We start from the raw sequence: 20,713 nt of genomic DNA, 5'->3' as shown, positions 1-20,713 counted from the left end.
GGCGGGGCCCGGACCTACGATGAAAGGGTCCTGTCCCCCGGCGGCGAGTGAGCCGAAGGGCGCCGCGGGCGCCGAGAGGGAGAGCGCGCGCAGGTCCCGAGGGACGAGGGACCGGGCACGGTCGCCCGTCGGCGCACGCAGTACGCGTCCGGAGGTGAACCGGGCCGAAGAAGAAGAAAGGGGGGCGCGCCATGGCTCCCCCGACCACCCTGACGGACAGAGCGCTGACCGGGCTCCGCGAGGATCTGGCCGGTGAGGTGTACCTGCCCGGTGATCCGGGGTACGACGAGGCCCGGACGATCCACAACGGCATGATCGACCGTCGGCCCGAGGTGATCGCCCAGTGCGCGAGCCAGGCGGACGTCTCCAACGCGATCCTCTTCGGGCGCGAGGCGGGGCTGCCGATCGCGGTGCGCGGCGGCGGCCACAGCGTCGCCGGGACCTGCGTGATCGACGGCGCCCTGGTCGTGGACCTGCGCCGGATGCACGGCGTCGTGGTCGACCCGGAGAACATGACCGTCCGGGTCGAGGGCGGGGCGACGATGGGTCACCTGGACCACGCCTGCCAGCCGTTCCACGTGGCGACCACGGGCGGGCGGGTGTCCACCACCGGGGTCGGCGGCTTCACCCTGGGCGGCGGCTCCGGGTGGCTGGAGCGCAAGTTCGGCCTCGCCAGCGACAATCTGCTGGCCGCCGATCTGATCACGGCCGAGGGAAAGCACGTCCACACCGACGCCGAGGAGAACCCGGAGCTGTTCTGGGCCCTGCACGGCGGCGGCGGCAACTTCGGTGTGGCGACCTCGCTCACGCTGAGGCTGCACGAACTGCCCCGGATGAGCGTGGCGATGCTGTTCTTCCTGCCGGACGGCGCGCCGGAGGTCGTGCGCGCCTTCCGGGACCTCGCCGCGGGCGCCCCGGACGAGGTGGGCGGCGGAGCCATCTACCTGCCGGCACCGCCGGAGCCGTTCGTCCCCGAGGAGCTGGTCGGCAGACTGGTCTGCGGAACGCTCTTGACGTACACCGGACCGGTGGAGGAACTGCGGGAGACGGCGGCGCCGCTGTTCGCGCTGAAGCCCGTGATCGAGATCGTCACGGACATCCCGTACGTGGAGCTGCAGTCCATGCTCGACGACCCGCCGGGGCTGCGGAACTACTGGTCGGCCGAGTACCTGACCTCCTTCCCGGACGAGGCCGTGGACCGGTTCTGCGAGCGGGGCGCGCAGATACCGATGCCCACGGCCATCCAGCAGGTGCTGTTCATGATGGGCGGGGCGGTCGCGGCCGGGCCCTCCCCCTACCCGCAGCCGTGGCGGACCGCCCCGTGGGCGGTGCATCCCTTCGCGACCTGGGAGGACCCGGCGCTCGACGACCGGGCCCGGCAGTGGGTCCGGGACGTGCGGACGGACGTGGAGCCGTGGGCGCTCGACGCGACGTACCTGAACTTCGTCGGCGCCGAGGGCGACCAGCGGATCGTGTCCTCCTTCGGCGAGGAGAACTACCGGCGGCTCGCCGCCGTGAAGGCCGCCTTCGACCCCGACAACGTCTTCCGCTACAACCACAACATCGCCCCGGGCACCTGAGCACCCGCCGGCGTCAGCCGAGGGCGGCGATCACCTCCCTTGCCGCCCGCTCGCCCTCGGTGGCGCCGCCCTCCATGAAGCCCTGGAAGTCGTAGGAACAGTGCTCGCCGCCGATGTGCACGTTGCCCTGGGCGGTGCCCTCGTAGCCGGCGTAGCGGTGCAGGTAGCCGACCGGCCAGTAGGAGTACGCGCCGAGGGCGTACGGGTTCTTGTGCCAGGCGGAGAGCTGGGCGCGCCCGGTGTAGGCCCGTGACGTGCCCGGGTAGAAGGCGTCGATGCCCTTCAGGTAGCGGGTGACGAGATCGCGCACATAGGGGTCGGACTCGGTGGAGAAGGGACCCGCCGGGTTCAGGTTCGCGGCCAGGGAGCCGCCGCCGTACTGAAGGAGGATGCCGCCGGTACCGCCCTGGATCTTGGTGGTGTCCCACGTCTGCTGGATCTCGGTGTCGGTGAAGCAGTCGCCGGCGGAGATCCCGGGCCAGGGGCCCGTGCCGCGCCAGGGCCGGGTGCCGAACTGCATGTTGAGCTTGGTGCAGTGGCCCATGCGCGCGTCCCGCAGCAGGTTCGTCATGCGGGGGTCGAAGCCGGCCCGGGAGAGGTCGAGCCGTTGCAGGACCGGCAACGGTACGCACAGGACGGTGTGGTCGGCGGTGACGGTCCGGGTGGTCCCGGCCTCGGTGAACGTGAGGGTCTGGGTGCCGTCGGCGTTGGCCCGTACGGCGTCCAGGCGCCAGCCCATGCGCAGGGTGCCGGGTCCGAGGGCACCGGCGATCGCGTTCGGCAGCCGGTCGTTGCCGCCGACGACGTGGTAGCGCTCGTTGGACAGACCCCAGATGTTGAAGTTGCCGGGATTGGTCTGGTAGCCCATCAGGAGGACGAGGGCGAGTGCGGACTGCTCGGTGGTGTCGGCGCCGTACTCGACGTTGTAGGCGACGTCGAAGAAGCGGCCGAGCGGTGAGGAGTGCCCGCCGGGGACCCTGCTCTCGATCCACTCGTACAGCGACATGTCGTCGAGGGCGGTGCCGGTGGGCGTGGTCCGGTTCCAGAACACCTCCCCCGCCTCCGACAGGTCGCGGCGCAGCGACTGGTAGACCGCGTTGAAGTCGGCGTCGGCCTGGGCGCGCGGGTAGTAGGAGCCGTTGAACCAGAGCACTTCCTCGGCTCCGTTGGGGCCGCCGCCGAGGAAGTCCTCGGTGGCGAGCCCGAAGCGGCGGCAGAGCGCCAGCATCTTCTTGTGACCGGTGTCGATGAGCTCGCCGCCGATCTCGGAGGTCTGCCCGTACGCCCAGTGCCCGCGCTGGGTCCACATGCGGCCGCCGACCCGGGCGGGGTCGGCCTCGTAGAGGACGGGGCTGAGACCCGCGTCCCGGAGGGTGAGGGCGGCGGTGAGGCCGGCGATGCCGGCGCCGACGACGGCCACCCGGGCGGGGGTGACCGCCCTGGCGACCGCGGGGGCGGCCGCGGTCGTGCCGGCGGACACCGCGATGCCCGCGGCTGCGGCGTACTTGAGGAGCGAACGGCGCCCGAGGGCGTCGTTCCTCATGCCGCGGAGCTCGTCGACGGGGACGTTCAGACGCCGGGCGGCGGCGTGCTCGGCGGTCAGCTGCTTCAGGAGGTGCATCGGGTTGGTGCGTGCCATGGGGCGCTCCTGTGATCGGTTCGGAGGGATCAGCTCTGCGGTTGGGGCGCGGGGGTGGGCTCCGGGCCGGTGTCGGCACGCTCGGTGGCGTCCTCCAGGACGATCCGGCCGATGACCTCGTAGCGCTCGGGCCGCCGGGCCTTGAGGTAGAGGCCGAGGCCGAGGCCGCCGAGGAAGACGAGGCCGACGGTCCACGGGATGGCCTCGAAGAAGAGGGAGTCGGCGGCGAGCCCGGCCGCGGTCTCCATGTTCATGATCAGCAGCACGACCACGGCGACCATGCCGACGCCCCCCAGGAGCGGGGCGGTGAAGGTCGTGAACCAGTGCCGGTCCTCGGGGTGGTTCCTGCGGAAGTAGCCGATCACGGCGAAGGAGCAGAGGGTCTGCACGACGAGGATGGCCATCGTGCCGAGGATCGCGAGCAGCGTGTACAGGTGGATGTACGGATCCTGGCCGGTGAGCCAGAAGGCGGCGACGAGGCCGACGGCGATGACGCTCTGCACGAAGGACGCGACGTACGGCGAGCCGTGCCGGGCGTGGGTGCGGCCGAGTGCCGGATGCGGGAAGCCCTCGCGGCCGATGGCGTACAGATAGCGGGCGGCGCACTGGTGGAAGGCCATGCCGCACGCGAAGGAGCCGGTGAGCAGCAGCCACTGGAAGGCGTCGACGGCCCAGCCGCCGATGAAGGACTCGGTGGGCGCGAAGAACAGGTCGAGCGGGGCGGCGGACGAGGACAGCCTGACCGAGCCGGCGAGCCCGTTGCCGGCGATCGTCATCCAGGACACGTAGATGTAGAACAGGCCGACGCCGACGACGGAGATCAGGGTGGCGCGCGGGATGACCCGCTTGGGGTCGCGGGACTCCTCGCCGTACATCGCCGTCGACTCGAAGCCGACCCACGACCAGAAGGCGAAGAAGAGGCCGAGTCCCGCGGAGGCGCCGGTGAAGGCGTTCCTGGGGTCGACCGGCTCGACGGGGATGCCGTCGGGGCCGCCGCCGGCGATCAGGACGGCGGTGGCGACGGCGAAGAGCACCGCGATCTCGGCGATCAGCATGACGCCGAGCGCCTTCGCCGTGAGATTGATGTCGAAGTACGACAGGACGGCCGTGATCGCGAGCATCACCGCCGCGTAGCCGATCCACGGCAGGTCCACGCCGAGCTGGTCGGCCACCGTCGTCTTGGCGAAGTACGAGAAGACCCCCACGATCGAGGCCTCGAAGACGATGTAGGCGAGGACGGCCAGCATCCCGGAGGCCATCCCGGCGATCCGCCCGAGACCGTGCGAGATGTAGCCGTAGAAGGCGCCGGCGGCGGTGATCCGCTTGGCCATGGCGACGTAGCCGACGGAGAACACCGTCAGCACGACCGTCGCGAAGAGGTAGCCGGCGGGTGCTCCGGTGCCGTTGCCGAAGCCGACGGCGATCGGGAGGTTCCCGGTCATCGCGGTGATGGGGGCGGCGGTGGCGACCGCCATGAAGACGACGCCGACGAGACCGACCGAATTCGCCTTCAGCCGGTGGACCTGCGGGGCCTGGTGCCCCGCTGCGGTGGGGTTCTCTGCCATGCCGCGAGAGCATCCTCGCGCGTGACGCAGGCCACAATCGACAGGCGGTCACGCAATTGCCGCCATGGGGCGACGAGTTGTCGCCCCGGTGTACGAACCGTCCGGCCCGGTCCCACCGTGGTGATGTCCCCGTGACCCGGACGCGGGTAGCGTCCGCACATGTCCATGGAAAGTCAGGGCGGGATCACCGTACAGCGGGCACTCGAGCTTCCGGGTCTGCGCGGCGGGCTCCCGGAGGTCGTCGCGGGCGCCGACCGGCTGCAGCGCACCGTCCGCTGGGTGCACGCGGGCGAGGTCCCGAACATCGCCTCGCTGCTCAAGGGCGGCGAACTGCTGCTCACCACCGGGCTCGGCCTCGGCACCCGGCCCGCCGAGCAGCGGGCGTTCGTCCGCCGGCTCGCGGAGCGGGGCATCGCGGCGCTCGTGGTGGAGCTGGGGCCGCGGTTCGCGCGCCTGCCCGCGACGATCGTGGAGACCGCCAGGTCGGCGGGGCTGCCGCTGGTCCAGCTGCACCGCGAGGTCCCGTTCGTCGCCGTGACGGAGGAGATCCACACCGAGATCGTCAACGGGCACTACGCGCTGCAACGCCAGGCCGAGGAGGTCCACCGGCAGTGCACCGAGGCCCTGCTGGGCGGCGGAGGGGTGCCGCAGGTGCTGCGGATCCTCGCCGACTTCGCGCTCAACCCGGTGTTCCTGGAGACCGCCGACGGGCAGCTCCTGTACGCGGCGGGCACCGAGTCCGAGCCCGCCGACCCGCTCCAGGTGTGGGACGGGCTGCGCGGCCAGCGGGCGGCGCGCGAGTCGGGGCCGCCGACCGGCGCGGTGCTCGTCGACGTGCCGGGCGGCGGCCCCGGCACCGCCTCGGTACGGGCCCGGCTGGTCTTCCTTCCCGTCTCCTCCCCCCTGTCGCCGGTGCACCGGATGGCCGCCGAACGGGCCGCCGGACTGCTCGCGGTCGTCCTCATGCAGGCCCGGCAGGAGGAGGAGCTGGCCGCCCGCGGCCGTGGCGACTTCCTCACCGATCTCGCCGAGGGCCGGATCACGGCCGAGGACGCGCCGGCCCAGGCCCGGGTGCTCGGTTTCCGGCCGGGTGACGGGCCGCTGCTGCCGGTGGTGATGCGGCTGGCCTCCGAGCTGTCCCCCTCGGGCAACTGGGCGCTGCTCGCCCGGGCGGTGCTGGAGGAGCTCTCCTCGGTCGGCGTCCCGGTGCTGCTCGGCGTCCGCCCGGTGGAAGGGCGCGTCCCGCTGCTCCTCGGGCTCCGTTCGGAGTCGGAGCGCACCGCGGTCGCGGACCGGGTGGCGGCGGCGCTGCGGGCCGGGGTCGAACGGGCCGGACTCGTGGGGGCCTCCCCGGGCGGGGCCCGCGGCAGCGCGGGCGCGCCCCCGCCGGTGGTCGTGGTCGGCGTCGCGGGCGGCTGGGCGGCCGCCTCCGCGGGCCTGCGGCACGCGGCGGAGACCGCGACGGCGGCGCAGGGCCTCTCGGACCGGCCCTGGTACGACGCCCGGCGGCTGGACACGGACCTGCTGCTGTGGCGGCTGCGCGAGCATCCGGACCTGGCGGCCTTCGTCGACCGCGCGATCGGCCCGCTCCGCGACCACGACCGCACCTCGCGCCCGCCGCTGCTGCCGACCCTGGAGACGTATCTCGCCCACGCGGGCCGCAAGGCGGAGACGGCCCGCGAGCTGCACCTCAACCGCCAGACCCTCTACAACCGCCTGGCCCGCATCTCCGAGCTGCTCGGCACGGACCTGGACGACCCGCAGACGGTCCTGGCCCTGAGCCTGGCCCTGCGGGCCCGCCGCCACACGGCGTAGCCGACGCCCGAGCCCCCGGCGCCGCTACCGCCCGCGACGGGTCGGCCACGCCCCGTCGCGCAGCACCCCGCACCGCTCCGGCGAGGCACGCGGCCCGGGTCTCGCTCCCGCCTCGCCCACGAGCCCCCGGCGCCGCTACCGCCGGTCCGGGGGCGGTGCCCCGCTCGTCGACACGGAGCCCCGGCCTCTCGCTCCCGCATCGCCCAGGGAGCCCCGGCCTCTCGCCCCCGCCTCGCCCAGGGAGCCCCGGCACTGCCACCGCCGGTCCGAGCGAAGGCCCCGCACCGCCCCGGCCGGCCGAGGGCAAGGCACGGCGCGGGTCAGCGTCCTGACAGTTCGTCGTAGACGCTCAGCACGTGCGCGATCGTCTCGTCCTCCGTCGGCCAGGTCCTCGCCTGGACCCGCCCCGCCGCCGCCAGGTCGAGGCGGCGGTCCGCGTCGTCGAGCAGGTCGCGGACGGTGGACGCGAGGGCGTCGGCGTCACCGTACGGAACGAGTTCGGCGGCGTCGCCCACGAGTTCCGGCACCCCGCCCACCGCTGTGGCGACCAGCGGCACGCCCAGCCGCAGCGCCTCCTGCGCGAGCAGCGAGCGCGCCTCCCAGCGCGAGGGGAGCACGGCCACGTCCGCCGCGGCGAGCAGCTCCGCCACGTCGTCCCGGCGCCCGATGAGCCGCACCGCGAGCCCCTCCGCGGCGATCCGCCGCTGCAGCGCGGGCCGTTCGGGCCCCTCCCCCGCGATGACGAGCAGCGGCTGCGGGTCGAGGTCGCGCCACGCCCGCGCCGCCGTCAGCAGCATGCCGTACCCCCGCCCCGGCTCCAGCGCGCCGACGGCCATCAGCAACGGGCGGTCCACCGCGCCGAGTTCGGCCCGGGCCTTGCCGTCGTGCAGGCAGACCGGCGCCCGCGCGGCCGGCACGGTCACGGGCGCGAGCCGGGCGTCGCGGGCGCCGCGCCGCCGGGCCCGGTCGACGAGCTCGGAGGAGGTGCCGAGGACGACGGTCGCCGCGCGCACGGTCCTGCGCTCCAGGAGGCGTACGAGCCCGGCGCGCGCCCCGGCCACCTGGCTGCGGGTGTGCCAGGTGGTGACGAGCGGCGTACGGGGGCCGGGACCGCCGGACAGCGCGAGGGTGGCCCGCACCGAGGCGTCGAGGCCGTGTGCGTGCACGACGTCCGCGCCGATGCAGGCGTTGCGGAGCGCGGCGACGCTCGCGGGCCCGCCGCACGACGGCACCGGGACGACGCGCGCGCCGGCGCCCGTGAAGTCGTAGACCTCGTCGAGTTCGGGCGGAGCGCACACGGTCACCCGCACGCCCCTTGCCACCAGCCCCTGGGCGAGCGACCTGACGTGCGCACTGCTGCCCGCGCTGCCGCCGCCCAGTACTTGGACCGTACGGAGCTGTGTCACGCGCCAAGGATGCCAGCCGGCACGCACGTTCCGGCACCGAAGTGGCTTCGTTGCCGTGCCGACCGCCTCAACTCACCGGCCGGGTTCACCCACATGGGTGAGCGTGCGAGCGCGCTGACCCTGTCCCCGCAGACCGCCGCGGCGACCAGTCCCGCCGCGTGGACGGCGAGGCCGAGCCGCCCGTGGCCGGTGGCGACGGCGGTGCCGACGGCCGCGCCGAGGGCGTGCGCGCCGGTGTCGCCGAGCATGGTGAGCTCCGCCAGGTCGTCGGCGAGGACGGCCGCCACGGCACCCAGGGGCGCCGCGGCCTGCGGCCCGCGCAGCAGTCCGGGGGCGGCGAGCGCGAGCACGACGAGCCCCGCCCGGCCCGGCCGAAACGTCGACGAGGTTGACGAGATGGGCGGTGCCGGCGATGACGACGCCGGCGAGGAGCCTGTCGACGGGCCGCTCCTTCAGGGCCGCGCCGGCGAGCAGTCCGGCCGCTCCGATGCCGAAGAGCTTGACGGTCCCGCTGGTGACCTCGCCGTCCCGCAGGGCCGCGAGATGCGCCCGGAAGCCGCGCCGCTCGTCGCCCCGGGCGTCGTCGTACGCGCCGCAGGCTCCGGCCGCGAGCACCGCGAGGGCGGCGGCGCCGGAGCGGATGCCGGCCGCGGCCCCGAGGGCGGTCGCGGGTCCGGCGTACAGGCCGACGCTCCGCCCGGCGTGGTTGACGCGCTCCCAGCGGGGGTCGCGGAGCCGCCGCAGGCCCTCGTACGCGGCGCGCCCCACCCCCGCGGCCACGGCGAACGAACCGGCGCTGCCGCGTGTCCTGAGCATGCCGGTCAGCCTATGGGCCGGTCCGCGCCGGCTGCCGGGCTGTCGGCGCGACCGGCGAGACGAGGAGACCGGAGGGGTACGGGGCCACCGAGAAGGTCATGGGGATCGGCGAGACGGGGCGACCGTAAGCGGGCCGGGGGTCACGGCGCTTGGCCGGCCCCCGACCCGACCCGACCCGACCCGGCCCGACCCGGCCCGACCCGGCCCGTTCCGGACCCCGGCGCTCAGGCGTCGGCCCGCGCGGTCGCGAGGAGTTCCTCGGCGTGCGCCCGGGCCGTCTCGGAGTCCTCCTGGCCGGCGAGCATCCGGGACAGCTCGCGGACCCGGTCCTCGCCCTCCAGGACGGTGACGCCGGAGCGGGTGACCGAGCCGTCGTTGGTCTTCTCGACGAGCAGCTGGCGGTCGGCGAAGGCCGCCACCTGCGGCAGGTGGGTGACCACGACGACCTGCGCGGACTTGGCGAGCTTGGCGAGCCGGCGGCCGATCTCGACCGCTGCCTTGCCGCCGACGCCCGCGTCGACCTCGTCGAAGAGATACGTCGGCACCGGGTCCGTACCGGCGAAGACGACCTCGACGGCGAGCATCACGCGGGACAGCTCACCGCCGGACGCGCCCTTGGCGATGGGGCGCGGCGGGGCGCCGGGGTGCGGGGCGAGGAGCAGTTCGACCTCGTCGGCCCCGGACGCCGTGTAGGCGACGCGGCGGCCGCCCACCTCGACCCCCTCGGGGTCCTCGGTCTGCCGGACGGCGAAGGACACCCGGGCGTGGGGCATGGCCAGCGACGCGAGCTCGGCGGTGACGGCCTCGGCGAACCGGTCCGCCGCCTCCGTGCGGGCGTCGGTGAGCCGCTGGGCGAGCTCCGACAGTTCGTCGCGCAGCCGGTCGCGCTCGGCGGTCAGCTCGTCGATGCGCTCGTCGTCGCCGTCGAGCTCGGTGAGCCGGGTGGCGCTCTGCTCCGCCCAGGCGAGCACGGCGGAGACGTCCTCACCGTACTTGCGCGTCAGCTGGGTGAGGGCGGCGCGCCGCTCCTCGACGGCGGCGAGCCGCAGCGGGTCGGCGTCCAGGTTGTCGGCATAGCCGGCGAGCTCCCCCGCGACGTCCGCCAGCAGGATGGAGATCTCGCCCATCCGGTCGGCGAGCGCGGCGAGCGCCGGGTCGTGCGCCCGTACGGCCTCCAGGGCCCGGCCCGCGCCCGCGACGAGGGTCGTCGCGTCCACGGCCTCGGGGTCCTCCGGCTGCCCGGCCAGCGCGGCGTGGGCGAGCGCGGCCGCGGAGGCGAGGGACTCGGCGTGCCCGAGCCGCTCGGCCTCTGCGGCCAGCTCGGCGTCCTCGCCGGCCCGCGGCTCGACCGCCTCGATCTCGCCCAGCCCGAAGCGCAGCAGATCGGCCTCCTGGGCGCGCTCCCGGGCCCGGGTGGTGATCTCCTCCAGCTCGGCGGTGACGGCCCGCAGCCGCTTGTACGCCTCGCCGTAGGCGGCGAGCGGTACGGCGACGGCCTCGCCCGCGTACCGGTCCAGGGCGCCGCGCTGGCGGGCCGGCTTGAGCAGGCCCTGCTGGTCGGTCTGGCCGTGCACGGCGACGAGGTCGTCGGCCAGCTCGGCGAGCAGCCCGACGGGCACGGAACGCCCGCCCAGGTGGGCGCGGGACCGGCCCTCGGCGGAGACGGTACGGCTGACGAGCAGCGCGCCGTCGTCGAGCTCCGCGCCCGCCTCCTCGGCGCGTGCGGCCGCGGCGGCGCCCGGGGGCAGCGCGATGCGGCCCTCGACGACGGCCGATCCCGCCCCGATCCGCACCAGGGCCGGATCCGCCCGCCCGCCGAGCAGCAGCCCGAGGCTGGTCACGACCATGGTCTTGCCCGCACCGGTCTCACCCGTCACCGCGGTGAAACCGGGCGACAACTCGACGACAGCGTCGTCGATGACTCCGAGCGACCGTATCCGCATCTCCTCCAACACGGTGAAGACCTTACGAGGTCGGGGCGCCCCTGTGCGACGGCCCCTGCCGACCGGCGGCGAATCCGCAGGTCGGCACGGGTCCCCCCGGCCCCCGTTCACCCGCTAGTGGGGCGCCCCGCGCCAGCCCGAGACCGGCAGCGCGAACTTCGCCACCAGACGGTCGGTGAACGACGCGTGGTGCAGACGGGCCAGCCGGACGGGCACGGCGCCGCGGCGGACCTCGACGCGGGCACCCGCCGGCAGCTCGACCGTGCGGCGCCCGTCGCACCACAGCACGCCGTTCGGGGTGTGCGGCTCGACCTCGACGGCGAGCACCGAGTCCGGGGTGGTGACGAGCGGCTTGGCGAACAGCGCGTGCGCCCCGATCGGCACCATGAGCAGCGCCTCCACCTCGGGCCAGATCACCGGTCCGCCGGCGGAGAAGGCGTACGCGGTCGAGCCGGTCGGCGTCGCGCAGATCACCCCGTCGCAGCCGAAGCCGGTCACCGGGCGCCCGTCGATGGCGAGGACGACCTCCAGCATCCGCTCCGGGGACACCTTCTGCACGGCGGCCTCGTTGAGCGCCCAGTCCCGGTGCAGGACGTCGCCGTTCTGGTAGACGGTGACGTCGAGGGTCATCCGCTCCTCGACCTCGTAGGCGCGGGTGACGACGCGGTCGACGACCTTGTCGAGGTCGTCGCGTTCGGCCTCGGCGAGGAAGCCGACCCGGCCCAGGTTGACGCCGAGCATCGGCACCCCGGAGGCCCGGGCGAACTCGGAGCCGCGCAGCAGGGTGCCGTCACCGCCGAGGACGACGAGGAGTTCACAGCCGTCGAGGGCGTCGGAGCAGGCCTCCGGCACCTTCTCGACGGCGGGCGGCAGCGGCAGGTCGGCCGCCTCCGCCTCCAGGACGCGCACCCCGATGCCGCAGCGCAGCAGTCCGAGGACGACGAGTTCGGCGCTGCGCACGGCGGCCGGCCGGCCGGTGTGCGCGAGCAGGAAGACAGTGCGGCTGTTCTCGGTAGACGTGCTCGAACCAGTGCTCAACGAGGTCCTTCCGCCACGGCGCGGTCGACTTCCGCAGGATCAAGTGCGGGCGCCCCGGCCCGCAGCCACAGAAAGTACTCGACGTTGCCGGACGGCCCGGGCAGCGGGCTGGCGGTGACGCCGAGGACACCGAGCCCGAGCTCGCCCGCCCGCCGGGCCACGTTCTTCACGGCGTCGGCGCGGAGTTCGGCGCTCCGCACCACTCCGCCGGTCCCGAGCCGCTCCTTGCCGACCTCGAACTGCGGCTTGACCATCAGGACCAGGTCGGCGTCGGGCGCGGTGCAGGCCACCAGGGCGGGCAGCACGAGCCCGAGCGGGATGAAGGACAGGTCGCCGACGACGAGGTCGACGGGGATGCCGTCGATGGCGTCGAGGGTCATCTCGCGCACGTTCGTCCGGTCCTTGACGGTGACCCGCTCGTCGCTCTGCAGCGACCAGGCGAGCTGTCCGTAACCGACGTCGACGGCGACGACGTGGGCGGCGCCGGCGCGCAGCAGGACGTCGGTGAAGCCGCCGGTGGACGCGCCCGCGTCGAGCGCGCGCCGGCCCTCGACCCGCAGCCCCAGCGGGACGAACGCGGCGAAGGCGCCGGCCAGCTTGTGGCCGCCGCGCGACACGTAGTCGGGGTCGCTGTCGTCCTGGGCCACGACGATGGCCGCGGCGGTCTCGACCTGGGTGGCGGGCTTGGTGGCGACGGTCTTGCCGACGGTCACCCGGCCCGCGGCGATCAGCTGGCTGGCGTGCTCGCGCGAGCGCGCCAGCTTCCGCCGTACCAGCTCGGCGTCGAGACGGCGGCGTGCCGGTCCTGCCACGTTCGGTTCAGCTCCTGTTGTCGTACGGACGGGGTGCGGGCGGGGCGTCGAGCGCGGTCAGCTCGGCGCGCAGTCCACGGTGTACATCCTCGTACACGTCGAGGTGCCCGTCGGCCGTCAGGTGGTCGGCGTCGCCGAGCCGGTCCAGGAGCGCGTCGACGGCGGGCCGTCCGGTGGGGGTGCGGACGACGCCCAGCGGGGCGGGTCCGGCGGCCTCGTACGGGTCGGCGGGGGCCGCTCCCGCGGGCACCGCCTCCGCCGGCTCCTCCGGTGGGGCTTCGGGTGTCGCGTCACTCATGCCCCGACGCTATCGCGAAGGCCTGGGGTACGGTCGACCGCGATGGCGACGATCACGGAGTGCCGTGAGGCACTGAAGAAGCTCTCGGACAATCTGGCGGCGGCGGACGGCGAGGTGCGCGGCGCGGCCGCGCTCGACCGTACCCTCAGCTGCCACCTCACCGACCTGGACACGACCTTCACCGGCCGGCTGGCCGACGGGCGGATCGAGGTCGAGGACACGGTGGCCGGCCCGCCGCCCGGGAAGGCACAGATCCGGCTGCGGATGACCGGCGACGACCTGGTCGCGATGGTCGACGGGCGGCTGAACTTCGCCAAGGCCTGGGCCTCCGGCCGGGTCGGCCTGGAGGCGGGCTTCCGGGACCTGCTGAAACTGCGGTCCCTGCTCTAGCGGTCACCGCACCCGGGGCGGCGGCACTCCGGCGGCGTCCGCTCCCGGGAGGGTCACCGCTCCCGCGGGGGTCGTCGCTCCAACGGTGCCCCCTCCCGCGACGGTCAGCGCGCCTGTGGGGGGGTGTCGCCGACGGTCAGCGCGCCTGCGGGGGGCGTCGCCGACGGTCAGCGCGCGCTGAGGATCATCCGGCGGTCACCGCGTCCTCGGGATCCGGGGATCAGCGCTGCTTCAGGATCAGGCGCGGTCACTGCGGCCCCGGGCTTCGGGGATCCCCGCGCCCTCGGGATCCGGCGGTCAGCGCTCCAGGGGCTGGAGCCTCCGCGCCTTCCGGCCGGCCGGGACGACCAGCGGGGTGCCGGTCTGCGGGTCCGCGATGACCTGGCAGCGCAGCCCGAAGACGCGCTCGACGAGCTCGGCCGTGACGACCTCCTCCGGCGGGCCCTCGGCGACGACCTCGCCGTCACGGCAGGCGATGAGGTGGGTGGCGTACCGGGCCGCGTGGTTGAGGTCGTGGAGGACGGCGACGAGCGTGCGGCCCTGGGCCTCGTGCAGTTCCGCGCACAGGTCGAGGACGTCGATCTGGTGCTGGATGTCGAGGAAGGTGGTCGGCTCGTCGAGCAGCAGCAGCGGCGTCTGCTGGGCGAGCGCCATGGCGATCCAGACCCGCTGGCGCTGGCCGCCGGACAGCTCGTCGACGTACCGCTCGGCGAGCTCGGCGACGCCGGTCGCCTCCATCGACTCCTGCGTGATCCGCTCGTCCTCGGGCGACCACTGCCGCAGCAGTCCCTGGTGCGGGTAGCGCCCCCGGGCGACGAGGTCGGCGACCGTGATGCCGTCGGGCGCGACGGAGGACTGCGGGAGCAGCCCGAGCGTCCGCGCCACCTTCTTCGCCGGCATCGAGTGGATGGCCTGCCCGTCGAGCAGGACCCGCCCCTCGGTCGGCTTCAGCATCCGGGACAGCGCGCGCAGCAGCGTGGACTTGCCGCAGGCGTTGGGGCCGACGATGACCGTGAAGGAGTGGTCGGGGATCGCGACGCTCAGGTCGCGGGCGATGACCCGCTGGTCGTAGGCGAGCGTGACCGACTCGGCGCTCAGCCGCTGCTGCGCCTGCTGCTGCCCGTTCATTCCCTGGCTCCTGACGGTGTTCTCGATGGTCATATCCGGCCGGCCTTGCGCTCGCTGACGAGCAGCCACAGCAGGTAGCAGCCGCCGATGACGCCGGTGACCACGCCCACCGGCAGCCGGCGCTCGCCGAAGGCGTTGGTGGCCGTCCAGTCGGCGACCAGCAGCAGGGCGGTGCCCATGAGCGCGGAGGCGCCGAGGTTCGGACCGGGTGAACGGGTGAGCCGGCGGGCCAGCTGGGGCGCGCTCAGCGAGACGAAGACGATGGGGCCGGCGGCGGCCGTGGCGACGGCCACGAGCAGCACGGCCGCGGCCATGAGGACGATCCGGGTCCGCTCGACCCTCACACCGAGCGCGTACGCAGCGTCGTCGCCCATCTCCAGCATCCGCAGCGCCCGCCCGTGCCCGAGGATCAGCGGCAGCAGCACGCAGCTGACGCCGAGGAGCGGCCAGAACTGCTCCATGTCCCGGCCTTCGAGCGAGCCGGTCATCCACACCGTCGCACGGGCCGCGTCGACCAGCTGCGCCTTGGTGATCAGGTAGTTGATGACGGCGGTGAGCATGGCGGCGGCACCGATGCCGATGAGCACGAGGCGGTAGCCGTGCACACCGCGCTTCCAGGCGAGCAGGTAGATCACCAGCCCGGTGAGGAGACCGCCGACGATCGCCCCGCCGGCGGCGGCCGTCGCGCTGCCCTGGAAGAGCACGATCACGGTGAGCGCGCCGACCGTGGAGCCCTGACCGAAACCGATGACGTCGGGGCTGCCGAGCGGGTTGCGGGAGACCGCCTGGAAGACGGCGCCGCCGATGCCGAGCGCCGCGCCGACGAGGAGGGCCACGAGGACCCGGGGCAGCCGCAGGTCCATGACGGCGATCCGCTGCACGTCGGTCCCGCCCCCGAGGAGGGTGGCGACGACGTCGCCGGGCGCGACCGGGAAGTCGCCGCTGCCGATGAGGACGACCGCCGCGGCCAGCGCGATCACCAGCAGGCCGAGGAGGGACAGGAGCGCGCGCGGCTCGTAGCGTACGGAGAGTCCGCCGGTCCGCAGGGTCTTGGTGCTCACAGCTTGGCCATCCTCTTGCGGCGGACGAGGTGGATGAAGACGGGCCCGCCGACGAGCGAGGTGACGATGCCGACCTGGAGCTCGGCGGGGCGGGCGACCACCCGGCCGAGGACGTCGGAGCCGAGCAGGAGGACGGGCGAGAGGACCGCCGCGTAGGGCAGGATCCACCGCATGTCGGGTCCGGTGAGGGACCGCGCGATGTACGGGACCATCAGGCCGACGAAGACGATGGGCCCGCAGGCGGCGGTCGCCGCGCCGCACATCAGCGTCACGGACACCATCGCGACGATCCGGGTCCGGGTGAGGTTCGCGCCGAGCGCCCGAGCGGTGTCGTCGCCCATCTCCATGGCGTTCAGCGGCCGGGCGATGAGCAGGGCGAGCACGGCGCCGACGAGGACGAAGGGGGCCACCCGTCCCACGGTGTCCATGGTGGCGTCGGCCAGGGAGCCGACCGTCCAGAAGCGCAGCCGGTCGAGGGCCGCGGAGTCGAGCAGCTGGACGGCGTTGACGTACCCGTAGAGCGCCACGGTGGCCGCCGTCCCCGCGAGCGCGAGCCGTACGGGGGTGGCGCTGCGGCTGCCGCCGAGGACGTACACGAGGACCGAGACGACGGCCGCGCCGACGAAGGCGAACCACACGTAATCGCCGGTGTCCGTGATGCCGAGGAAGGCGATCGCGGACACCACGGCCGCGGCGGCGCCGGCGTTGACGCCGAGGAGTCCGGGCTCGGCGAGCGGATTGCGGGTGAGGCCCTGCATCACGGCGCCGGCGAGACCGAGGGCCAGACCGACGAGCAGCCCGAGGAGGGTGCGGGGCACGCGGACGTCGTGGATGACGACGTCGTTGCGGATGCCGGTGTTCTGGAACAGGCCGTGCCAGACGTCGCCGAGCGGCACGGGTTTGGCGCCGATCATGATGCTCAGGACACAGACCAGCAGCAGGACCCCGGTGGCCACGACCAGTCCGACGGCGCGCGCGGCATTCCGGCGCGTCGGCTTCTGGGCAGGACCGACCGGCTCCGCGCTCGCACGGGAGGGACTCTCGACCAACACGAGGTTAGGTTAGCCTACCCTCCCATCGGTGATCGATCCCCGGCCCGGGGCCGCCCACCGCACGGACCCGGCGCACCGGCGTACGGCATCGGTGTGCGGGTGGCGCGGTGTACGGACTCGGCGAGCGGCCTGCGGGCGGCGGCCGGGCAGCGGGCAGCAACCAGCGCGAACGGGCAGCGGGCAGCGACACACGATGGACCGCACCGGAGCCGCACACGGTGCCCCAGCGCGCCATGTCCCGAGCGCACCAGGTCCCAACGCACCATGCCCCGAGCACACCATGTCCCCACCCGCCGGCACCCGGTCACCGCACCCGCCTCCGGGTCAGCGCACCGGCCCCAGGCGTTCCAGAGCCTTCCCCGCGTCCAGGCCCGACGCCCCGGCGCCCGCCTCCGTCCAGGCCGCCGCGCACAGCGCCCGTACGCCGTCGAGCGGGTCGAGATCCTCGCCCGCCCCGTCCAGGACCAGCGCCCCACCGCGCACCGCGGCGGACCAGCCCCCACAGCCGAAGGCCCCGTCCGTGCCCTCGGTGACCTCCGGCTGAGGCGCGAGCAGCCCGCGCAGATCCGCCGCGACATAGGTGGGCCGGTGCTCCGGCACCGCCGCGAGCAGCTGCGGCACGTCCGTGACCCCGGTCAGGACGAGCAGCGAGTCCACGCCGCCGTTGAACGCCCCCTCGATGTCCGTGTCCAGCCGGTCACCCACCACCAGCGGCCGCTCGGCGCCCGTGCGCAGCACCGTCTCGCGGTGCATCGGCGGCAGCGGCTTGCCCGCGACCTTCGGCTCCGCGCCCGTCGCGATCCGCACGACCTCCACCGCCGCGCCGTTGCCCGGCCCGATCCCCCGCAGGCCCGGGATCGTCAGGTCGGTGTTCGAGGCATACCACGGCAGGCCCCGCCCCACCGCGTAACTCGCCTCCGCGAAGCGGCCCCACGGCAGGTCCGGGCCGCCGTAGCCCTGCACCACCGCCACCGGGTCGTCGTCCGCCGACTCCACCGGCACCAGGCCCCGCTCCCGCAGCGCCACCCGCAGCCCCTCGCCGCCGATGAGCAGCACCCGCGAGCCGGGCGGCATCTCGTCGGCGATCAGCCGGGCCACCGCCTGCGCCGAGGTGATCACGTCACCGGCCTCCGCCGGCACCCCGATCTCCGTCAGGTGCTTCGCCACCGCGTCCGGGGTCCGCAGCGCGTTGTTGGTGACGTACGCGAGGTGCATGCCGCCGGCCCGGGCCGTCCCCAGCGCCGTGGCGGCGTGCGGGATGGCGTCCCCACCCGCGTAGTACACGACGCCGTCCAGGTCGAGCAGCGCCGTGTCGTACGCCTCGCTCAGCGCTCGCGCACTGCCGCCCGGCCGGTACCTGCCCTGCCGCTGGCCGATTCCCGTCATGCCATGTACTCCTCACGTCGCCGGGCTGACATTCTCCCGTTGCCCAGATCATCGCTCATGGCCACCGCCCCATAGGATGTCGAGATGCATACCTCAGGTCACGCGGCCGACGACGTCCGCGCTCCCGGTCTTCGACTGCGCCCTTTCCGGGGCGTCCGGTACGTTCCCGAACGAGTCGGCAGCCTGGCCGCCGTGACCTCCCCGCCGTACGACGTCGTCGTCCGGCCCGACGGACTCCATCACCTGGAGTCCGCGGACCCGCACAACATCGTCCGGCTGATCCTCCCCCAGGCCATGACCGCCGGCACCCGTCACCGCAAGGCCGCGGTCACCCTCGACCGCTGGCTCGCCGAAGGCATCCTCGCCCCCGACCCGGAGCCCGCGCTCTACGTGTACGAGCAGCGCGGCGACGGCCTCCTCCAACGCGGCCTCATCGGCGCCCTCGAGCTCTCCACCCCCGCCGAGGGCATCGTCCTCCCCCACGAGGACGTCATGCCGCACGTCGTCGAGGACCGCGCGGCCCTCATGCGCACCACGGCCGCCAACCTGGAGCCGCTGCTCCTCACCTACCGCGGTGACGGCGACGGCGCGGGATCCGTCGTCGACCGCGCCGTCGAGCGCGAGCCACTGCTCTCCACCACCACCGAGGACGGCTTCCACCACCGCCTCTGGGCCGTCACCAACCCGGCCGACCTCGCCGCCGTCGCCGCCGAACTCGGCCGCCACCAGGCCCTGATCGCCGACGGCCACCACCGCTGGGCCACCTATCTGCGGCTCCGCGAGGAGCACACCGCGCCCGGCCCGTGGAACCACGGCCTGGTGCTGCTCGTCGACACGGCCCGCTACCCGCTCCGGGTCCGCGCCATCCACCGGCTCCTCAACCGCCTCCCCGTCGCCGGCGCGCTCGCCGCCCTCGGCGACGCCTTCCGTGTGACGCGCGTCGACGGCCCCCTCCCGGCCGCGCTGGAGGCCCTGGCCGCGGCCACCGCCGGCGGCAACGCCTTCCTCCTCGCCGGCGACGGCGCCTTCCACCTCCTGGACCGCCCCGATCCCGGGCTCCTGGCCCGTACGGTCCCCACCGACCGCCCCGAGGCCTGGCGCACCCTCGACGCCACGGTCCTGCACTCCACCCTTCTCGACCACGTCTGGCACATCCCGGAGGACTCCCCCGAGGACATCGGCTACATCCACGACACCCGGGCCGCGGTCGAGCAGGCGGAACGCCGCGGCGGTACGGCGGTCCTCATGCACCCGGTCAAGGAGGAGGTCGTACGGGACCTGGCGCGGCAGGGCGTCACGATGCCCCGCAAGTCGACCTCCTTCGGCCCGAAGCCGGCGACGGGCCTGGTGCTGCGCAGCCTGGCCCTGGACTGACCGGCCCCGGGAGCTGCGGAAACGCCGAAGGGCGGCACCCCCTCGCGGGGGTGCCGCCCTTCGTGTACGTCAGCCGTGCGGGACGTCAGCCCTCGTCGCCCTCGCGCGGCTCGTCGGCGTCCTGGTCGTCGCCCTCCGCGTCGCCGTGCTCCGCGTCGGCCTCCTCGGAGTCGTCGAACGCGTCGACGAACTCGACCCCGTCCAGCTCGGCGAGCCGGTCGGAGGCGTCCGTGGAGCCGTCCTTGTCGGCCTCCAGGGCCTTCGCGAACCACTCGCGCGCCTCACGCTCCCGCTCGGCGGCGAGCAGCGCGTCGGCGTACGCGTACCGCAGGCGCGCGGTCCACGGGTGGTTGGCGTTGGACGCCAGCTCGGGGCTCTGCAGGGTCACGATCGCCGCGTCGAGCTGGCCCATGTCCCGGCGGGCACCGGCGGCCACGAGACGCATCTCGACCTGGCCGGCCTTGTCCAGCTTCTGCACCTCGGCCTCGCCGGCCATGGCCAGCGCCCGCTCCGGGCGGCCGAGACCGCGCTCGCAGTCGGCCATGACGGGCCAGAGCTCGACACTGCCGGTCATCCGCCGCGCGGCCCGGAACTCGGCCAGCGCCTCGGCGTACTTCTGCGTCGCGTAGGCCGCGAAGCCGGCGGCCTCACGGACGGCGGCGACACGGGAGGCGAGCCGCAGCGCGATGCGCGAGTACTCGTAGGCCTTCTCCGGCTCCTCGTCGATCAGCTGCGCGACCATGACGAGGTTACGGGCGACGTCCTCGGCCAGACCCTTGGGCAGGCTCATCAGCTCCTGCCGCACGTCCGGGTCGATCTCCTCACCGGTGACCTCCGGCGGGATCGGCAGACGCTTGATCGGCGCGCGGTCACCGCGGTCACCGCGGTCGTCACGGCGCCCGTAGCCGCCCCGGTCATCGCGACGCGGGCCACGCCCGCGGTCGTCGCGCCGGTCGTCGCGGCCGCGGAAACCGCCGCCGCCACGCCGGTCGTCCTCACGGCGCGGCCCACGGGGCCGCTCGTCACGGCGGTCGTCACGACGGAAACCGGATCGGTCGTCCTGGCGGTCGTCGCGGCGGAAGCCGCCGGGGCGCTCGTCCTGGCGCTCGTCACGGCGGAAGGCCGGACGGCTGTCGCCCCGGTCGTCACGACGGTACGAGGAGCGGTTGTCGTCACGGCGGAAACCACCGGGACGCTCGTCACGACGGTCATCGCGGCGGTCGTCGCGGCGGAACGGGGGGCGGTCGTCACGGCCGCCGCGGTAGCCGCCGCCACGGTTGTCGTCACGACGGTCGCCACCGCGGCTGTCACCACGGTCGTCGCGGCGGAAGCCGCCGGGGCGCTCGTCCTGGCGCTCGTCACGGCGGAAGGCCGGACGGCTGTCGCCCCGGTCGTCACGACGGTACGAGG

The 20,713-nt window shown here is 74.4% G+C and carries 16 protein-coding genes and 1 pseudogene; 4 read left to right on the top strand and 13 right to left on the bottom strand.

Features of this window, described 5'->3' with window-relative positions; all coding sequences use genetic code 11:
* The first annotated feature begins 191 nt into the window (after positions 1–191).
* Positions 192–1,580, top strand: coding sequence for an FAD-binding oxidoreductase (locus ACGF1Z_RS32095; protein ID WP_393009557.1), 1,389 nt, complete (start codon positions 192–194; stop codon positions 1,578–1,580).
* A gap of 13 nt (positions 1,581–1,593) precedes the next feature.
* Here the strand turns inward: ACGF1Z_RS32095 and ACGF1Z_RS32090 are convergent, their stop codons facing one another.
* Both ACGF1Z_RS32090 and ACGF1Z_RS32085 read right to left on the bottom strand, forming a co-directional pair.
* Complete coding sequence (locus ACGF1Z_RS32090; RefSeq protein WP_393009556.1) at positions 1,594–3,219, bottom strand: flavin monoamine oxidase family protein; 1,626 nt, start codon at positions 3,217–3,219, stop codon at positions 1,594–1,596.
* A gap of 29 nt (positions 3,220–3,248) precedes the next feature.
* Positions 3,249–4,784 carry an APC family permease gene (locus ACGF1Z_RS32085; RefSeq protein WP_393009555.1) on the bottom strand — a complete coding sequence of 512 codons (1,536 nt, stop codon included), beginning with the start codon at positions 4,782–4,784 and terminating at the stop codon, positions 3,249–3,251.
* A gap of 165 nt (positions 4,785–4,949) precedes the next feature.
* On the opposite strand from ACGF1Z_RS32085, the gene ACGF1Z_RS32080 reads away from it, so the two are divergent.
* Complete coding sequence (locus ACGF1Z_RS32080; protein ID WP_393009767.1) at positions 4,950–6,599, top strand: PucR family transcriptional regulator; 1,650 nt, start codon at positions 4,950–4,952, stop codon at positions 6,597–6,599.
* Between the two features lie 320 nt (positions 6,600–6,919).
* Here ACGF1Z_RS32080 and ACGF1Z_RS32075 read toward each other — a convergent pair whose 3' ends face one another.
* The 6 genes and pseudogenes from ACGF1Z_RS32075 to ACGF1Z_RS32050 form a co-directional block, all read right to left on the bottom strand.
* Complete coding sequence (locus tag ACGF1Z_RS32075; RefSeq protein WP_393009554.1) at positions 6,920–8,005, bottom strand: glycosyltransferase family 4 protein; 1,086 nt, start codon at positions 8,003–8,005, stop codon at positions 6,920–6,922.
* Positions 8,002–8,821, bottom strand: a pseudogene (locus ACGF1Z_RS32070) (hypothetical protein). Before ACGF1Z_RS32070 ends, ACGF1Z_RS32075 begins: the two are co-directional and overlap by 4 nt.
* A gap of 224 nt (positions 8,822–9,045) precedes the next feature.
* On the bottom strand, positions 9,046–10,764 hold the full coding sequence (gene recN, locus ACGF1Z_RS32065; RefSeq protein ID WP_393009765.1) for a DNA repair protein RecN: 1,719 nt from the start codon (positions 10,762–10,764) through the stop codon (positions 9,046–9,048).
* 114 nt (positions 10,765–10,878) lie between these two features.
* Entirely contained in the window at positions 10,879–11,802 is a 924-nt protein-coding gene (locus tag ACGF1Z_RS32060; protein WP_393009553.1) for an NAD kinase, read from the bottom strand.
* Entirely contained in the window at positions 11,799–12,614 is an 816-nt protein-coding gene (locus tag ACGF1Z_RS32055; protein WP_393009552.1) for a TlyA family RNA methyltransferase, read from the bottom strand. The genes ACGF1Z_RS32060 and ACGF1Z_RS32055 overlap by 4 nt, the downstream gene beginning before the upstream one ends.
* Positions 12,615–12,621: 7 nt before the next feature.
* Positions 12,622–12,912: a hypothetical protein gene (locus ACGF1Z_RS32050; protein ID WP_393009551.1), complete on the bottom strand. Its 291-nt coding sequence runs from the start codon at positions 12,910–12,912 to the stop codon at positions 12,622–12,624.
* A gap of 42 nt (positions 12,913–12,954) precedes the next feature.
* Between ACGF1Z_RS32050 and ACGF1Z_RS32045 the strand changes: the two genes are divergently transcribed.
* Positions 12,955–13,302, top strand: coding sequence for an SCP2 sterol-binding domain-containing protein (locus ACGF1Z_RS32045; protein WP_389759189.1), 348 nt, complete (start codon positions 12,955–12,957; stop codon positions 13,300–13,302).
* 297 nt (positions 13,303–13,599) lie between these two features.
* Here ACGF1Z_RS32045 and ACGF1Z_RS32040 read toward each other — a convergent pair whose 3' ends face one another.
* The 4 genes from ACGF1Z_RS32040 to ACGF1Z_RS32025 all read right to left on the bottom strand — a co-directional run bounded on the left by ACGF1Z_RS32040 (position 13,600) and on the right by ACGF1Z_RS32025 (position 17,929).
* On the bottom strand, positions 13,600–14,430 hold the full coding sequence (locus tag ACGF1Z_RS32040) for an ABC transporter ATP-binding protein (protein ID WP_393009550.1): 831 nt from the start codon (positions 14,428–14,430) through the stop codon (positions 13,600–13,602).
* A 29-nt stretch (positions 14,431–14,459) separates the two neighbouring features.
* On the bottom strand, positions 14,460–15,491 hold the full coding sequence (locus ACGF1Z_RS32035) for a FecCD family ABC transporter permease (RefSeq protein WP_393009549.1): 1,032 nt from the start codon (positions 15,489–15,491) through the stop codon (positions 14,460–14,462).
* On the bottom strand, positions 15,488–16,447 hold the full coding sequence (locus ACGF1Z_RS32030) for a FecCD family ABC transporter permease (RefSeq protein ID WP_393009763.1): 960 nt from the start codon (positions 16,445–16,447) through the stop codon (positions 15,488–15,490). Before ACGF1Z_RS32030 ends, ACGF1Z_RS32035 begins: the two co-directional genes overlap by 4 nt.
* A gap of 420 nt (positions 16,448–16,867) precedes the next feature.
* Positions 16,868–17,929 (bottom strand): HAD hydrolase-like protein, encoded by a 1,062-nt coding sequence (locus tag ACGF1Z_RS32025; RefSeq protein WP_393009548.1) that lies wholly within the window; start codon positions 17,927–17,929, stop codon positions 16,868–16,870.
* An 84-nt stretch (positions 17,930–18,013) separates the two neighbouring features.
* On the opposite strand from ACGF1Z_RS32025, the gene ACGF1Z_RS32020 reads away from it, so the two are divergent.
* Entirely contained in the window at positions 18,014–19,303 is a 1,290-nt protein-coding gene (locus ACGF1Z_RS32020; protein WP_393009547.1) for a DUF1015 family protein, read from the top strand.
* An 85-nt stretch (positions 19,304–19,388) separates the two neighbouring features.
* Here ACGF1Z_RS32020 and ACGF1Z_RS32015 read toward each other — a convergent pair whose 3' ends face one another.
* Positions 19,389–20,153: a hypothetical protein gene (locus ACGF1Z_RS32015; RefSeq protein WP_393009761.1), complete on the bottom strand. Its 765-nt coding sequence runs from the start codon at positions 20,151–20,153 to the stop codon at positions 19,389–19,391.
* Positions 20,154–20,713 lie beyond the last annotated feature (560 nt).

The sequence above is a fragment of the Streptomyces sp. NPDC048018 genome (assembly GCF_043202995.1).
GTDB lineage: Bacteria > Actinomycetota > Actinomycetes > Streptomycetales > Streptomycetaceae > Streptomyces.
Note: the sequence above shows the minus strand (reverse complement) of the source record. Positions and strands in the feature narration are given on the sequence as shown.

What these genes read in the sequence shown, in the direction of transcription:
- ACGF1Z_RS32045 (WP_389759189.1), top strand. Translation starts at nt 12,955, where the DNA reads ATGGCGACGATCACGGAGTGCCGTGAGGCACTGAAGAAGCTCTCGGAC.
- ACGF1Z_RS32095 (WP_393009557.1), top strand. Translation starts at nt 192, where the DNA reads ATGGCTCCCCCGACCACCCTGACGGACAGAGCGCTGACCGGGCTCCGC.
- ACGF1Z_RS32085 (WP_393009555.1), bottom strand. Translation starts at nt 4,784, where the DNA reads ATGGCAGAGAACCCCACCGCAGCGGGGCACCAGGCCCCGCAGGTCCAC.
- ACGF1Z_RS32090 (WP_393009556.1), bottom strand. Translation starts at nt 3,219, where the DNA reads ATGGCACGCACCAACCCGATGCACCTCCTGAAGCAGCTGACCGCCGAG.
- ACGF1Z_RS32025 (WP_393009548.1), bottom strand. Translation starts at nt 17,929, where the DNA reads ATGACGGGAATCGGCCAGCGGCAGGGCAGGTACCGGCCGGGCGGCAGT.
- ACGF1Z_RS32020 (WP_393009547.1), top strand. Translation starts at nt 18,014, where the DNA reads ATGCATACCTCAGGTCACGCGGCCGACGACGTCCGCGCTCCCGGTCTT.
- ACGF1Z_RS32050 (WP_393009551.1), bottom strand. Translation starts at nt 12,912, where the DNA reads ATGAGTGACGCGACACCCGAAGCCCCACCGGAGGAGCCGGCGGAGGCG.
- ACGF1Z_RS32040 (WP_393009550.1), bottom strand. Translation starts at nt 14,430, where the DNA reads ATGAACGGGCAGCAGCAGGCGCAGCAGCGGCTGAGCGCCGAGTCGGTC.
- recN (WP_393009765.1), bottom strand. Translation starts at nt 10,764, where the DNA reads ATGCGGATACGGTCGCTCGGAGTCATCGACGACGCTGTCGTCGAGTTG.
- ACGF1Z_RS32080 (WP_393009767.1), top strand. Translation starts at nt 4,950, where the DNA reads ATGGAAAGTCAGGGCGGGATCACCGTACAGCGGGCACTCGAGCTTCCG.